This is a genomic window from Empedobacter sp. UBA6305, assembly GCF_002440405.1.
In the GTDB taxonomy this organism is placed as follows: domain Bacteria; phylum Bacteroidota; class Bacteroidia; order Flavobacteriales; family Weeksellaceae; genus Empedobacter; species Empedobacter falsenii_B.
In genome coordinates, this window is sequence record NZ_DJTP01000041.1 from 104,422 (window position 1) to 119,183 (window position 14,762).

Sequence of the window (14,762 nt, forward strand, 5' to 3'; positions counted from 1 at the left end):
GTATTTTGTGAAACAAATATAGATGTTTTTTTAGAAAGGATAATTAATTCCGAAGTGGATTCTTGGTTTAAGCAAATTAAAATTGTCAAATTGCCAGCGATCACCCAATTCGTAAGAAGGGTCATAAATTTTGTAACCTAAATCAAATCTTACAATTGCAAACGTACCAATGTGATAACGGAAACCTAATCCAGAACCAATTCCGAATTCTTTGTAAAAATCTTTGAACTTAAATAATGTTTCTGGACGATTTTTATTAACACCCCAAATATTACCAGCATCAAGAAAATATGCACCTTCCAAACTTCCAAAAAGATTGAAGCGATATTCAGCATTGAATAACAATTTCATGCTTTCAAATTCTAAACTTTGATTTTTAGAATCGATACGTGGTTTACTTCCAGGACCTAAAGTTAACGGTGCCCAACCACGAACATCATTTGCTCCTCCAGCCGAATAACTTCTTACGAAGGGTGCAACATCTGAGTTTCCATATGGTTGAATGATTCCGAATAAGAAACGTCCCGCTACGCTAGAATTTGAATTTAATTTGAATTTTCGTCTAACATCCACATCAAATTTTACGAATTGAGAATAAGGAATTCCAAAGATCAAACCTGCTTGATTTCCGTCTCGATCAGGTTCAGCTTTATTAAAGCCAAAAGCTTTGTCTAAACCTCTTAATACATTTCCGGCTAATTCAATTCTCGCTTGAATAAACCAAGGATTACTTTTTGGTCGAAATGAATTTTCTTGATTAAATGTAAATTGATAGATAAAAGAGTTGATTAATACATTTTGGGAAATATTAGCTTTTCTATATAACATATTCTCAAAATCAACATACAACTTTGCGTTTTCTCCAGTTAATGAACTTTGGAATCCTTTGTCAGCCTCGATTGCGTCTGTTAATTCATCGTCCGTTAGATAAATTGGTGCATTAGGATTGTATGCGTAGTATAAATCTTTTACTTCGTTTTTTGTATTATTATCTTTTGTAAACACTTCATAATAGCGATCTTTTTTTCGGTTACTAATAAATTCTGTGTTAAACAAAGAAACTTTGTGTTGAAACTCCGAACTCGAAATATCCATATCAAAACCAAAACCATAAGTCGTTTTGTCTAAACCTACATTTTTCTGCGTACTTGCATTCATTCGAATAGCAGATTCGGCAGTAAAACGTTTTGGTAAAATATTATCAAGATTAATTGGTGTTAATAAATAAGGAAATTTCAACTTTGTTTCGATAGCGATTTCGTAAGCATTTAAGAATGCTTTATTCATTGAGAAATCTTTGTTGACAGAACCTAAAGTTCCTTTCAAAGTTGTTTCTAAATTTTCTCCTCCTCCAAATAGATTTCTCGAAGTTAAAGTCATTCCGGGAGAAATTGCAAAGTTCATATAGCGAGAAGCATAACTTTCGACAAAGAGATTCAAGTCATATTTCTTTTTTGGTGTAAAGAAAACGTCTACATTTAGGATAGAATCTTGTTTATTAATTCTGAATCCATGTAAGTTAATGTTTTCTTTCTTGAAAATATTACGTTTTGTCTGAATTTCTTGTCGTTGACGATATAGTTGACCAGGACGAATTACAAATGCATCTGTAAAATATTTTGGTCGATATTCTGGTTCTTTTGTATATAAAACGTTATAATCTTTATATTCTTCTTTGATTAATTTACTTTCATCATCAACAAAACTGCGAGAATCTGCATAAATATTTATCTTCCCAAAACGGTATTGCGTAAAAGGTGTAATACTATCCGTTTTCAAAGAATCTTGAATATATTTATCAATAAACATCGTTACATCAAGGCGTTTGTTACTTTTTAATGTATCCGCTTCAAAATATAAATCTTCGCCCGAATCATTAAAATCATAGTAACCTCTATTCTTTAACAAATCGATGATACGATCGCGTTCTTCCTCAAATTTGTCAAAATTATATTGATCTCCAGCATGCAAAACAGTTTGTTTTCCAATAGAAGAATTAAGATATTCTTCTATTTTTTGATCAGATATTTTTTGATCATATGTTTCGATATAAGAAGGTTCCCCTAACTTAATATCATAAATAGTTTCTGCTTTTTTCGCAACAGAATCTTTATTATAGGAAACAGCTACTTTCGAATCGAAATAACCTTTGTCATGAAATAATCTATTTAAGTTCTTTGCCGAAAATTCTGATTGTTGTTCATCCAACAAAACTGGAGCCTCACCTTGACTATAATAAAGACGTTCTTTCCATAAACTGTGCCCAACATATTCGCTAAGATTATTCTTCGTTAGTAAACTGTCCAATAATTTTTGGTTACGAACCGAAGCATCTTGTCGATAATATTCCTGAAAAGTTTCATCAAATTTTGCAGGAGACCAATTATAAACCCATTGCCAAAGAGGGAAAAAACCAAGGAACTTACCAGCTGGTTTTTGTTTCACATAATCACTTAAATCTTTGTTGATTATAGTTTTTTTCTTCTTAATATCGGGATCTTCTTTATCGTAGATAAATTTGTTCTTTACAAACAAATATTTTCCTTCAGGTACTTTTTTAGTTGTACTACAGCTATAAAAAAGTAAACCTAAACAAGAGATAAGTGTTATATTTGTTGTAATTTTTTTTTGCATAAATATGTTATCAAATAACGTTATTAAGATAATAACTTCTCTGGGTTCTAAAAAATATAGACAAAAATATAATTTGTTTGTCGTAGAAGGTGTTAAAAATATTGGGGAAGTTATAAAAAGTTCTATAAATATTAAAGAATTATTTATAACTGAAGACTTTTGGCCAGAAGCTACACATATCAAAAAGACTTTTATTGAAGAAAAAGACTTGAAAAAGATCAGTTTCTTAACTACTCCGAATGTAGGTTTAGCACTTTGTGAATTACCTAATTATAACGAAAACATCAAGTTGAATGGTTTAAGTATTGCTTTGGATGATATTCGAGATCCAGGTAATTTAGGAACAATTATCCGCTTGGCTGATTGGTTTGGTGTAGAGGATATTTTGTGTACCAAAGAATCTGTTGATATGTACAACCCAAAAGTTGTGATGTCGACAATGGGCTCTTTTACACGAGTGAAAGTTCATTATATCGATTTGGAGAAATACTTGTCTGACTATAAAGGAAACATTTTCGGGACTTTTATGGAAGGAGAATCTATTTATGAACAAACACTTCCACAAGAAGGTATCTTGGTAATGGGGAACGAAGCGAATGGAATTTCTCCAGAAATCGAGAAGTTAACGACAAATAAACTAAGTATTCCGTTCTTTGGGAAAAATGGTTCTACCGAAAGTCTCAACGTAGCTGTTGCAACAAGTGTCATCTTAGGCGAGTTTAAGTCTCAACTTTCGCACAAATCATAAAAAAAACTTAATGTTTCTAAACGGGTAACTATTCCACAAATAAATATATACTTTAGTAGAAACAAACAATAAGATTAAGAAAAAACACATGAAATATGTAGCGGTTGTTCTTGCTTCTGCAATGCTGTTTATGGGAAGCTGTAGCAAGAAAAACGAACAAAAAGAAGAAGTTAGAAAGAAGGATCCTCATGCTTTGCGCTATGATTCGTTGGATTGGAAAGCAGATTTCAAGCCAATGAAGTACACACAAGCAGAACTTAATGATTACAGAAATAAACTAAACACCTATTATAAAGACTTTTGGGTTGACGGGAAAGTGAGCGGAGGTTTGTTGGTTGTGAAGAATGGGCAAGTACTTTTAGAGCAATATCAAGGGATGGCAGACGAAAGACATAAGCGTCCAATCACTGCCGAAACGCCTATTCACATAGCATCTATCTCGAAAGTTTTTACATCTATGGCGATACTTAAGCTGGTCGAGAAAGGTAAAATCAAATTAGATCAAAAAGTAAATACAATATTAGAAGGTTTTCCTTACGACGATATCACGGTTCGTAATTTGCTAAATCACCGCAGTGGTTTGCCAAATTATGCCAACGTTTTGTGGAATAACAAGAAGGTAATGATGGATCGCGAGAAACCAATTTCTAATCAAGATGTGTTAGATATCTTTAGAGAATTTGACGTTAAACAAATTCGTCCCGCAGACAAAGGGTTTTATTACTCGAACACCAACTTCGCTTTCCTTGCTTTAGTAATCGAAAAGATTATGAAAATACCTTATCCGAAAGCAATGAAATACATGGTTTTTGACCCTCTTGAGATGAATAACACCTTTGTTTTTGAGTATGATCGCGATAAAGATACAGTAGCTCGTTCTTACAAATACAATGGTTACGAGTGGGCTTGGGATGATTTTGACCGCACGTATGGAGACAAAAATATCTACTCAACGCCAAGAGATCTTTACAAGTTAGATGTTGCCATGTATTCAGACGATTTTTTACCGAAGAAGATCAAGAAAGAAGCTTTCAAAGGATATAGTTACGAGCAGAAAGGTTTCAAAAATTATGGGCTTGGAATGCGCTTGTTAGAATATGACAATGGTAAAAAATTATTGTATCACAATGGTTGGTGGCACGGGAATAACACAGTTTTTGTACACGATGTTAACAATCAATTTACGGTAATTGCATTAGGAAACAAGCAGAATAAGAATATATATAGTGCATTTAAATTGGCTGGACTTACAGGAACTTATCCGCTAAAAGCACCAAATAAAGATTCGATGAGATTGCATCAAAAACCAATTGTACCAAAAACAACAGCAAAACTTTCGACCAAAGTTTCAAGATAATAGCAAGGCTTTCTTATATAAGAAAGCCTTTTTTATTTTTATGATATAATGTATTTTATTGATAATCAATAGTTTTATTTTGTTAATTAAATATAAAGTATTAACTTAAAGATAATTAACTGTTAATCTATAAATACTTTTAATTATGGCTGTAAAATACAACGTTATTCAGAAGGCTTACCCAGGAGATCCTATGGCGCCTAAAAAGTTCTACGCAAATTCTATTGCAGATGGTGAAGTATCACTTCGAAATTTGAGTAAAGAAATTGCGCAAACCTCATCTGTTAGTGAGAGTGATGTGTATGCAACATTGATTGATTTGGCTAAAATGTTATCGAAACATTTGTCTGATGGAAAGATTGTTCGCTTAGGAGATTTTGGTTCTTTTCAAATAAGTATTAGTAGCGAAGGAATGGATGCAATGAACAAAGTAAATTCTGCTTCTATAAAAAGTGCTAAAATACTTTTTAGACCTGGTCTCGATTTACGAGATACTTTAGCTACTTTAAAGTATGAGAAAAAGAAATAGTTGAGATAATTTTTCTAATTTCTAATTGAAGTAAATAAAAAACGTCAAGTGGTTTTCATTAAAACCACTTGACGTTTTGTTTAAAACCTCCTTATGTTTTATATAAAAGATAAGGAGGTTTTATAAAAAGTTTATTTATATCTCAATTGAATAATCATTAACAACATAGAAACATAGACTATGAAAACTAAAAAATATTTAGATGAATTAACTTATGAAATAATAGGTTCTGCTATAGAAGTTCATAAAATAATGGGTAGAGGATTATTAGAAAGTGTTTATCATCAATGCTTAAAAGAAGAATTAAATCATAGGAAAATAAATTTTCTCACAGAAATGAAGGTTCCAGTTGTCTATAAAGAAAAACTGCTTGATCTTGATTTTCGTTGTGATCTCTATGTAGAAAATAGTATAGTTGTTGAGTTAAAAGCTGTGCAAGATATTTTTCCTACTTATGAAGCTCAATTATTAACTTATATGAAACTACTGAAATGTCCAAAAGGAATACTAATCAACTTCAATTGTTTTAACATATTTAATGAAGGATAAAAAACGTATGTTAATGAGTTTTTTACTCATCTTCCAAATTATTAAACCCATGTATTTATATTATTAGAATAGATAGATTTTTAATTTTGTTTTGGTAAAATATTAACCACATAGAAACATAGAAATTGATTAATTGTGATTTATTTATAAACTTTCAGTTATTAACTTAAGTAAAGTTACTGTGAAAACTATAAGTCTATTCAAATCTTTATCAATATTTAACCTATGTCTCTATGTGGTTAAAAAAGATAAAATATTAACCACATAAAGACATAGATAAAGATATAACTTGTGTTTTAAAGTATTAAAAAAAGAAAAGTATAAAACTTTATAAGCTTCTTACTGCTTAATATCCATAATATCTCGCAATACATTCCCAAAGATATTAAACCCAAGAACCAATAACATAATAGCTAATCCCGGTAGAATTGCCAAATGTTGTTTCCCTAAAATAATATGATTATAATGTTCTTTTATGATATTTCCCCAAGACGGAGTAGGAGGTTGTGCGCCAATTCCAAGAAAACTAAGACCGCTTTCTACTAAAATTGCCGAAGCAAAATTGGCAGCAGATATAACGATAATAGGTGCAACAACGTTAGGTAATATTTGGTTGAAGATAATTCTTGTGTCCGAAAATCCTAAAGCTTTTGCTGCTTCTACAAATTCTTTTTCTCTGTATGATAGGAATTGTCCGCGAACTACACGTGCAACTTCTACCCACATCGTTAGTCCAACTGCGATAAATATCTGCCAAAATCCTTTTCCAATAGCTAAGGTAATTGCAATAACCAATAGTAATGTTGGGATAGACCACACAACGTTTATCAACCACATTATAATGTTATCTGTTCGTCCCTTGTAATAACCTGCAAGAGCGCCCAAGGAAATTCCGACAACTAATGAAATGAAAACAGCGATAAACCCGATAAGAAAAGAAATTCTTGTCCCGATGATTAATCTAGAATAAAAGTCTCTTCCGTAAGAATCTGTTCCAAGTAAATAGGTTTTTGTATAGATAAAATCCTTCTCTATATCTTGCGTTTTGATGTTATGCTTTGTCCAAGTTAACAAATCTATCTTTATTGCTTCACCACTTAGTCCGTTCCCTATATATGGAATATAAGTAATGCTTTGTCCATCTCTTTTGTAAGATGTAATACTTATTTGTTCGGTATCGATTTCTTTCCCGAATATAAAATCAGAAAAGTTCGTTTTTCCTGAATAATTAGGTAAAGGGATTTCGATTGTTTTTTGCTGATAACCTATAGGTGAATATGCAATGGTTAGGTCCTGTCTGTTTGCATTTTCCGTTTTGTCGGACGCAAAGACATAAGCAAAAATAGAAATGATTGCAGCTAATACTATTACACTAAAAGAAAGAACACCAAGGGTGTTCTTTCTTAATTTATTGAATATGATTTGAGAAAATGAACCGTTTTCTTGTTCCATTATTTAATGTCTCTTAAAACGTTAACAGCTTCGTTTAAATAAAAGTCTTTTTGCATTCCTTTGAACCAATTGTTACGTTTAGCTTTTAGAACAGTATCTGTTTTAGTAGTTGCTAAATCGTTTTGATTCATTGTAAATTTGAAATTGTTTTTATACTTGTCTAAAGTTTCGAATTTCTTGATTTTATCTTCGCGTGTTTTACGGTACGTTTTGTAATCTTCTAAGTTCAAAGGAATCTCTTTTACGTCTTCCATTGATTTGATGAACTTGAAACTTTCGTTCATTAATGCTAAGTGAGCATTGTTTGCCAAACGAGTTTTACTGTTCGTTTTAATCTTCGCTAAATCGAAAGCAGAAGGCCATTTTGCAATAACCAATGGTTTGATTTGATCCCAGTTCAAGGCTTCTGAACGAGAAGCTTCGCTGATATCTTCGTAAGTGAATTGATCAACTAATGCAATGTCCGATTGAACTCCTTTCAATTGTGTAGAACCTCCGTTTACTCGGTAGAATTTTTGTATTGTTAACTTAATAGCGCCTAACTCATCACTTCCCGACTGACGATCTAAAGGCAAGATTGTTTGTACAGTACCTTTACCAAAGGTTTGCGGAGAACCCACGATAACAGCGCGACCATAGTCTTGCATTGCTGCAGCAAAAATCTCTGACGCAGATGCAGAAAGCTCGTTAACCATTACTACTAAAGGTCCGTCGTATGCGATAGAATTATCTTTGTCTTCGTGAATTTTAAGCATTCCGTCCGAACGTCTCACCTGAACAATTGGTCCTTGATTGATGAACAATCCAGAGATTTTAACTACCTCTTCAAGAGAACCTCCTCCATTATTTCTAACATCGAAGACAAGACCTTTGATGTTTTCTTTCTTCAATATATCAATTTCTTTCTTGATATCATCCGAAGGATAACGTCCGCCTTCTTTTCCCATTGGAGTGTAGAACTCAGGTAAATAGATGATTCCGTATTTATCTCCCTTCTCGTCCGTAATAACAGATGAGCGAGCAAACACTTCCTCTGATTCAATCACTTCACGAATCAAAGAGATTGTTTGTTGAGAACCGTCTTTTTTCTGAATAGTTAAGACAACTTCTGTTCCTTTCTTCCCTTTAATTAGGCGAATAGCATCGCTTAAAATCATCCCAACGATGTTTTTAGCTTCACCATTTTTCCCTTGTGCAACTTTAATGATCTTGTCACCAACTTCTAATTTATTGCTCTTCCAAGCTGGTCCGCCAACAATTAATTCAGCAATTGTAGCGTAACCTCTTTTGTCTTGTATTTTGGCTCCAATTCCTTCCATTTGTCCAGACATTTCGAATTCGAAATCCTCTTTACTTGTTGGAGAGAAGTATGTTGTGTGCGGATCGTATTGTTCTGTGAACGAGTTCATGTAAATAGAAAAATAGTTCTCGCGTTTTGTTTGTTTTATACGACGGAAATAGTCAGAAATCAAGTCTTTAACTTCTTCACGCGCCATCTTTTCTACTTCTGCAAAAGGCGTATCTTTTGTGATTTTCTTTTTCTCATCTGCCAAAGGATCTTTTATAGGTTTTATAGAAGAAGAGTTGTCTAATGTATCTTTCTTTTGACCTTTTAATTCGTCTTGCATTGAAATGATTTCTAACATCACGTTATATTTCAAATATTTGCGCCACAAATCTTTTGATTCGTTCTTATCTTTCGCGAATTTTGATGTTTTATAATCGATGTTGAAATTCTCTTTTTGATTGAAATCAAAAGGTTTTGACAAGGCATCCATCGAATATTTTTCAGCGTCAGCAATACGTTTGTAGATTGTGTCAACAGTAGAATTGTAGAAACCTAAGTTTTCTGATTTGTAATAATCATCTAAATTGTGATAATCTTTTTTGAATAGATCATAATCAGATTGCAATAAAAAACGTTTGCTTGGATCAATGTATTCTAAATATTTATTGAAAACATTTTCCGAAAATTTATCATCTACAGTAGCAGGTTTGTAATGTAGGTAAGTTAGGGTGTTTCGTGTATTTTTTACGATTAACTTTTCTCTTTCTTCATCTGTGTCTAGCATGGGTTTGCAAAAGCAAAAAGCAAGCAAACTCATTGATAAAAACGATAGTAATACATACGTTTTTTTAATTAACATATTGCGTTGGTATTATATAAATTAATAATTTAAGACTCCTTCAAATATAAAACAAAAAAGAAATTAGAAGGAAGTTTTTTACATTTGTAAAAATGATGAATAAAAGTAAGAATAAAATATGGAAAGACCGCTAATTTTAGTTACAAATGATGATGGAGTAACTGCGCCTGGAATAAGAGCGTTGATAGAGATTGCAAAAGGATTTGGAGAAGTTTATGTTGTTGCGCCAGATAGTCCGCAAAGTGGAATGGGGCATGCGGTGACAATAAATTCGACATTGTTTTGTGATGAAATAGAAGTTGATGAAGATGTAAAAGAGTATGCGTGTTCTGGAACGCCAGTGGATTGTGTGAAATTGGCTGTTTCGCAAATTTTACCTCGTAAACCAGATTTGTGTATTTCGGGAATTAATCACGGATCGAATTCGTCGGTGAATGTGATTTATTCGGGAACAATGTCTGCTGCTGTAGAAGCTGGAATAGAAGGGATTCCTGCGATTGGTTTTTCGTTGTGTGATTTTGCTTATAATGCTGATTTTAAAGCTGGAGAAGAATTTATTAAAACAATTATTGATCAAGTTTTAAAACATAAATTACCAAAAGGTGTAGTGTTGAATGTTAATATTCCGAAGTTGAAAGAACATGAAATAAAAGGAATAAAAGTTTGTCGCCAAGCTGATGCAAAATGGGAAGAAAAATTTGATAAACGTGAAGATCCTCGTGGAAGAACGTATTATTGGATGAGTGGAGAGTTTAAAAATCTTGACAAAGGTGAAGATACAGACGAACGTGCTTTAGAGGAGGGTTATGTTTCTGTTGTACCAGTTCGTTATGATTTGACAGCCCATCATTTTTTACCAGATTTAAGAAATTGGGATTTGTTCTAAGTTCGTTAAATCTACATTCAGAATGATAAAGCATAAAAAAAGGACTTCAATTGAAGTCCTTTTTTTTAAAATATTGAAATAATTATTTTACTAATTTTTTCTCAGCGTCACGATAGAAATTTTCTTTTTGTTCGTTTCCTAAAGTTTTGTAAGCTTGAATTAAGTTACGAATAACTTGACGATTTTCTGGTTGAATTTCGTACATTTTTTCAAGATAAGGAGCTGCTTCTGTAAACAAAGCTTTGCGTTTTACTTCGTTTGCATTATAAATTTCTTTCTCTTTTTTAGATGTTCCTAAATTGTTGTTCATTGTTTCAACAATTTCTTTGTCTGGTTGCAAAATAGCTAAAACTAAATTGTTGTAAGACTCGAAATGTTTAGGATTTAATTCAATCGCTTTTTTGAACAAGTTTTTAGATTCTTCTGCTTTAGAAGCGTCATCTAAATATAAAACTCCTAAGTTGTAATAATTTTGTGCATCGTTTGGATTAATTTTAATCGCTTCTTCGATACGTTTTGTCATTTTATCAGAGTTTCCAGAAACTTGGTAAATTCCAGTTGCGATATTGTTGATGTCAGCATCTTTTGGATATTTTGTAGTTGCTTCTTCTACGATAGTATCGTATTTTTTCGCATTGTACAATCCATTAAGTGCTAAAACATACATGTCACGGTTGTAATCTTTTGTTTGATTAGCTGATTTACCAGTGAATCCTTTTGCCGCTAATTCTTTCAAAATCGTTAACGATTTATCATAATCAGCTGCGTTGTAAAAACAGATTGCAGCTTGATATTTATAGATATCTTCTTTTGTACCTAAAGCTTCAACTAAGTTGAAAACATTTAAGAATTTTGTTCCAGCCTCAGTAAATTGTTTTGCGTCCATTGCTTTGTTTGCAGCGTCTAATTCTTTGTTTGCTAAATTAGAAACTTCAGATTGCAACAAGAAACCATATTTTGGTTGTAAAGCAACTTCTTTCGCTTTTGCGTAATTACCACTAGCTGTAGCTTTATCTAAATCGGCTTGAGAATAGTAAAATTCGTCTTTTTTAGAGTCTTTATTTTTGACTTGCCAAACTTTACCGTTTTCGTATTTAGATAATTTTGCTAAATCTTGACTTGCTTTTGTAACGTCACCTTTTGCTAAGTTTTCTTTTGCTGATTTATTATATTTTTCAGCTAAAACTGTAGGTTCTGTCGTTAATTCTTCTGTGTTAGTTTGAGCGAATGATGTCGACATTGCTAAAACTAATCCTAAACTAAATAATAATTTTTTCATTGATTATTCATTATTTGGATCCTCAGCAGGCGTTTCTTCTGCTTGAGTTTCGTTGTTTTCGTTTGTGTTTTCTACAACAATTGGATTTCCTTCTTCATCAAGTTCTACTTCGTTTTCCAATTCTTCTTCAACTTGTACTTTTGCAATTGCTGCAATTTCGTCGTTCTTTTTCAAGTTAATCAATCGAACACCTTGTGTTGCACGACCCATTACACGAATTTCATCTAAACCAGTTCTAATAGCAACTCCAGATTTATTAATGATCATTAAATCATCTTCGTCTGTAACAGCCTCAATCGCGATTAATTTTCCTGTTTTATCAGTAATATTAAGTGTTGTTACACCTTTACCTCCACGATTTGTTTCACGATAATCTTCGATAGAAGAACGTTTTCCGTAACCTTGTTCAGAAACAACTAATACAGTTTCTTTTTCTACATCAGTCACAACAATCATCCCGATAACCTCATTATCTGGTTGATCTCCTAAGTTGATTCCGCGAACACCAGAAGCAGTACGACCCATTGGACGAACTTTCTCATCTTCGAAACGGATAGCTTTACCATATTTAGAAGCGATCATAATTTGAGATTTACCATCTGTTAATAAAGCTTCTAATAATGTGTCACCTTCGCGAACAGTAATTGCGTTGATACCATTAACACGTGGACGAGAATAAGCTTCTAAAGATGTTTTCTTGATGATACCATTTTTAGTTACCATGATTACGTAATTATTATTTACGTATTCTTCGTTCATTAAATCATGTGTAAGGATATATGCTTTTACTTTATCATCTGGCTCGATGTTAATCAAATTCTGAATTGCACGACCTTTAGATGTTTTAGAACCTTCTGGAATTTCGTACACACGCATCCAATAACATTTTCCTTTTTCTGTAAAGAATAACATGTATTGGTGGTTAGATGCCGAAACCATATACTCTAAGAAATCTTCGTCACGTGTTGTAGCGGCTCTATTACCAACTCCTCCACGAGATTGTTTGCGGTATTCAGAAAGTGGTGTACGTTTGATGTAACCCATGTGAGAAATCGTTAAAACAACTTGCTCATCAGGAATTAAATCTTCGATATTTAAGTCTCCACCTGCGTAATCGATATCTGTACGACGTTCGTCACCATATTTTTTACGAATTTCTAATAACTCATCTTTGATAATTTGCATACGTAAATCTTCGTTTGCTAAAATATCTTTCAAATGGTTAATCATTTTCATGATTTCTTCGTACTCTTCACGAATTTTATCAATCTCAAGACCAGTCAATGTACGTAAACGTAAATCTAAGATTGCACGTGCTTGAATTTCTGATAACTCGAAAGCTTCCATTAATCCTGTGCGCGCTTCGTCTGGTGTTGCAGATTCGCGAATGATTTTAATTGCACGATCAAGATCATCTTGTGTTCCGATTACTTTCATGTAACCTTCTAAGATATGAGCTCTTTCTTGCGCTTTTCTCAATTCGTATTCCGTACGACGAACAATCACTTCGTGACGATGTTCTACGAAATGATAAATCATGTCTTTCAAATTCAATTGCTCTGGTCTACCTTTTACCAACGCAATGTTATTTACACTGAAAGATGATTGTAATTGAGTAAATTTATATAGTTTATTTAAAACGACGTTAGGAACCGCATCCATTTTAAGGACATAAACGATACGCATACCTTTACGGTCAGATTCGTCACGAATCTCAGAAATACCATCTAATTTACCATCTTTTACCAACTCAGCAGTTTTTGCAATCATATCTGCCTTGTTAACTTGGTAAGGAATTTCTGTAGCGATAATACAATCGCGACCATGTACTTCTTCGAAATTAGTTTTTGCACGTAAAACAACACGTCCACGTCCAGTTTCGAAAGCTTGTTTTACACCATCATAGCCATAGATAGTACCTCCTGTTGGGAAGTCTGGCGCTTTGATGTATTGTGTTAATTCGTCAATTGTAATCTCACGATTGTCGATGTATGCAATTGTTCCGTCAATAACTTCTGTTAAGTTATGTGGCGCCATATTTGTTGCCATACCAACCGCAATACCAGATGCACCATTTACTAATAAGTTTGGAACACGAGTAGGTAATACAGTAGGTTCTTGGATAGTATCGTCAAAGTTTAGTTGAAAGTCAACTGTCTCTTTATCTAAATCAGCTAATAATTCGTCTGAAATTTTTTGAAGTCTTGCTTCAGTATAACGCATTGCAGCAGGTGGATCACCATCTACAGAACCGTAGTTACCTTGTCCGTCAACTAATAAGTAACGCAAAGACCATGGTTGCGCCATACGTACCATTGTGTCGTAAACAGAACTGTCGCCGTGTGGGTGAAATTTACCTAAAACTTCCCCTACAATACGTGCCGACTTTTTGTAAGAACGATTAGAAAAAACACCTAATTCATACATTCCGAATAATACTCTACGGTGTACAGGTTTTAAGCCATCACGCACATCCGGAAGCGCACGAGATACGATTACCGACATCGAATAATCGATGTAAGCGGATTTCATTTCATCCTCAATGTTAATTGGGATTAGTCTTTCTCCTTCAGTCATATTGTTTTGTTATATAAGGTGGCTAATATACGAATTTTAAGCTAAAAAAAGATTGATAAAAACAAGATATTTGATGTTTTATGAAAGTTTTAAGGAAACTTTTCTAATCCTTCTAAAAATAGCTTTGTTTTATCCTCGTAAATGATATTGTTGATAAGTTTTAATTGTTATTGTTTTAATTTTCTCTTGCTTAACAAAAAAATGTTTTTATATTTGCACTTCGAAAATTACAAAGTGTAGAACGGAACGCGGTTTACTATTAATTCAGCTTTTTTGTAATTTTCTATCAATTTGATTTTTGAATTAATAATAATAACTGTATATTTGCAACCCATTCGAGTAATGGATTAGAAACTTAGTAAAGATGAGTAAGAGAACATTTCAACCAAGTAACAGAAAAAAAAGAAACAAACACGGATTCCGTGAGCGTATGGCTTCTAAAAACGGGCGCAAAGTATTAGCTGCTCGTAGAAAGAAAGGAAGAAAAGCATTAACTGTTAGTGAAGTAAGAGCTAAAAGATAATCGCTACAATTCATAAAAAATAAGCTTGAAGGTCGTTCTTTCAAGCTTTTTTTTTACATTTGTTTTAAAGACTGTAGAAAA

The 14,762-nt window shown here is 32.9% G+C and carries 11 protein-coding genes; 6 read left to right on the forward strand and 5 right to left on the reverse strand.

Features of this window, described 5'->3' with window-relative positions:
* Positions 1 to 30: 30 nt before the first annotated feature.
* Positions 31 to 2,634, reverse strand: coding sequence for a BamA/TamA family outer membrane protein (locus B3M86_RS10110; protein ID WP_291075817.1), 2,604 nt, complete (start codon positions 2,632 to 2,634; stop codon positions 31 to 33).
* A gap of 4 nt (positions 2,635 to 2,638) precedes the next feature.
* Between B3M86_RS10110 and B3M86_RS10115 the strand changes: the two genes are divergently transcribed.
* The 4 genes from B3M86_RS10115 (at position 2,639) to B3M86_RS10130 (ending at position 5,817) form a co-directional block, all read left to right on the forward strand.
* Positions 2,639 to 3,382, forward strand: coding sequence for a TrmH family RNA methyltransferase (locus B3M86_RS10115; RefSeq protein ID WP_115001648.1), 744 nt, complete (start codon positions 2,639 to 2,641; stop codon positions 3,380 to 3,382).
* A gap of 88 nt (positions 3,383 to 3,470) precedes the next feature.
* The gene (locus tag B3M86_RS10120) at positions 3,471 to 4,739 is read left to right on the forward strand and encodes a serine hydrolase domain-containing protein (protein ID WP_286494747.1); all 1,269 of its coding nucleotides are present in this window, start codon (positions 3,471 to 3,473) and stop codon (positions 4,737 to 4,739) included.
* A gap of 145 nt (positions 4,740 to 4,884) precedes the next feature.
* The gene (locus tag B3M86_RS10125; RefSeq protein WP_280036721.1) at positions 4,885 to 5,268 is read left to right on the forward strand and encodes an HU family DNA-binding protein; all 384 of its coding nucleotides are present in this window, start codon (positions 4,885 to 4,887) and stop codon (positions 5,266 to 5,268) included.
* Positions 5,269 to 5,448: 180 nt separating this feature from the next.
* A complete protein-coding gene (locus tag B3M86_RS10130) occupies positions 5,449 to 5,817 on the forward strand; it encodes a GxxExxY protein (RefSeq protein ID WP_219033707.1) in 369 nt (122 codons plus the stop codon).
* A gap of 339 nt (positions 5,818 to 6,156) precedes the next feature.
* Here B3M86_RS10130 and B3M86_RS10135 read toward each other — a convergent pair whose 3' ends face one another.
* Positions 6,157 to 7,269: an ABC transporter permease gene (locus tag B3M86_RS10135; protein WP_219033706.1), complete on the reverse strand. Its 1,113-nt coding sequence runs from the start codon at positions 7,267 to 7,269 to the stop codon at positions 6,157 to 6,159.
* On the reverse strand, positions 7,269 to 9,341 hold the full coding sequence (locus B3M86_RS10140; RefSeq protein ID WP_291060588.1) for a carboxy terminal-processing peptidase: 2,073 nt from the start codon (positions 9,339 to 9,341) through the stop codon (positions 7,269 to 7,271). Before B3M86_RS10140 ends, B3M86_RS10135 begins: the two co-directional genes overlap by 1 nt.
* 193 nt (positions 9,342 to 9,534) lie before the next feature.
* On the opposite strand from B3M86_RS10140, the gene surE reads away from it, so the two are divergent.
* Positions 9,535 to 10,302 (forward strand): 5'/3'-nucleotidase SurE, encoded by a 768-nt coding sequence (gene surE, locus B3M86_RS10145; protein WP_219033704.1) that lies wholly within the window; start codon positions 9,535 to 9,537, stop codon positions 10,300 to 10,302.
* Between the two features lie 82 nt (positions 10,303 to 10,384).
* Here surE and B3M86_RS10150 read toward each other — a convergent pair whose 3' ends face one another.
* Positions 10,385 to 11,581: a tetratricopeptide repeat protein gene (locus tag B3M86_RS10150; RefSeq protein WP_221854161.1), complete on the reverse strand. Its 1,197-nt coding sequence runs from the start codon at positions 11,579 to 11,581 to the stop codon at positions 10,385 to 10,387.
* A gap of 3 nt (positions 11,582 to 11,584) precedes the next feature.
* On the reverse strand, positions 11,585 to 14,158 hold the full coding sequence (gene gyrA, locus B3M86_RS10155; protein WP_219033702.1) for a DNA gyrase subunit A: 2,574 nt from the start codon (positions 14,156 to 14,158) through the stop codon (positions 11,585 to 11,587).
* Between the two features lie 364 nt (positions 14,159 to 14,522).
* Here gyrA and rpmH point away from each other — a divergent pair, with 364 nt between their 5' ends.
* Positions 14,523 to 14,681, forward strand: a complete 159-nt coding sequence (rpmH, locus tag B3M86_RS10160) for a 50S ribosomal protein L34 (protein ID WP_019974979.1) — start codon at positions 14,523 to 14,525, stop codon at positions 14,679 to 14,681.
* The last annotated feature ends 81 nt before the right edge of the window (positions 14,682 to 14,762 follow it).

Coding starts and splice junctions, on each gene's coding strand:
- B3M86_RS10125 (WP_280036721.1), top strand. CDS start 4,885: ATGGCTGTAAAATACAACGTTATTCAGAAGGCTTACCCAGGAGATCCT.
- rpmH (WP_019974979.1), top strand. CDS start 14,523: ATGAGTAAGAGAACATTTCAACCAAGTAACAGAAAAAAAAGAAACAAA.
- B3M86_RS10150 (WP_221854161.1), bottom strand. CDS start 11,581: ATGAAAAAATTATTATTTAGTTTAGGATTAGTTTTAGCAATGTCGACA.
- B3M86_RS10110 (WP_291075817.1), bottom strand. CDS start 2,634: ATGCAAAAAAAAATTACAACAAATATAACACTTATCTCTTGTTTAGGT.
- B3M86_RS10135 (WP_219033706.1), bottom strand. CDS start 7,269: ATGGAACAAGAAAACGGTTCATTTTCTCAAATCATATTCAATAAATTA.
- B3M86_RS10130 (WP_219033707.1), top strand. CDS start 5,449: ATGAAAACTAAAAAATATTTAGATGAATTAACTTATGAAATAATAGGT.
- surE (WP_219033704.1), top strand. CDS start 9,535: ATGGAAAGACCGCTAATTTTAGTTACAAATGATGATGGAGTAACTGCG.
- B3M86_RS10115 (WP_115001648.1), top strand. CDS start 2,639: ATGTTATCAAATAACGTTATTAAGATAATAACTTCTCTGGGTTCTAAA.
- B3M86_RS10120 (WP_286494747.1), top strand. CDS start 3,471: ATGAAATATGTAGCGGTTGTTCTTGCTTCTGCAATGCTGTTTATGGGA.
- B3M86_RS10140 (WP_291060588.1), bottom strand. CDS start 9,341: ATGCTAGACACAGATGAAGAAAGAGAAAAGTTAATCGTAAAAAATACA.
- gyrA (WP_219033702.1), bottom strand. CDS start 14,158: ATGACTGAAGGAGAAAGACTAATCCCAATTAACATTGAGGATGAAATG.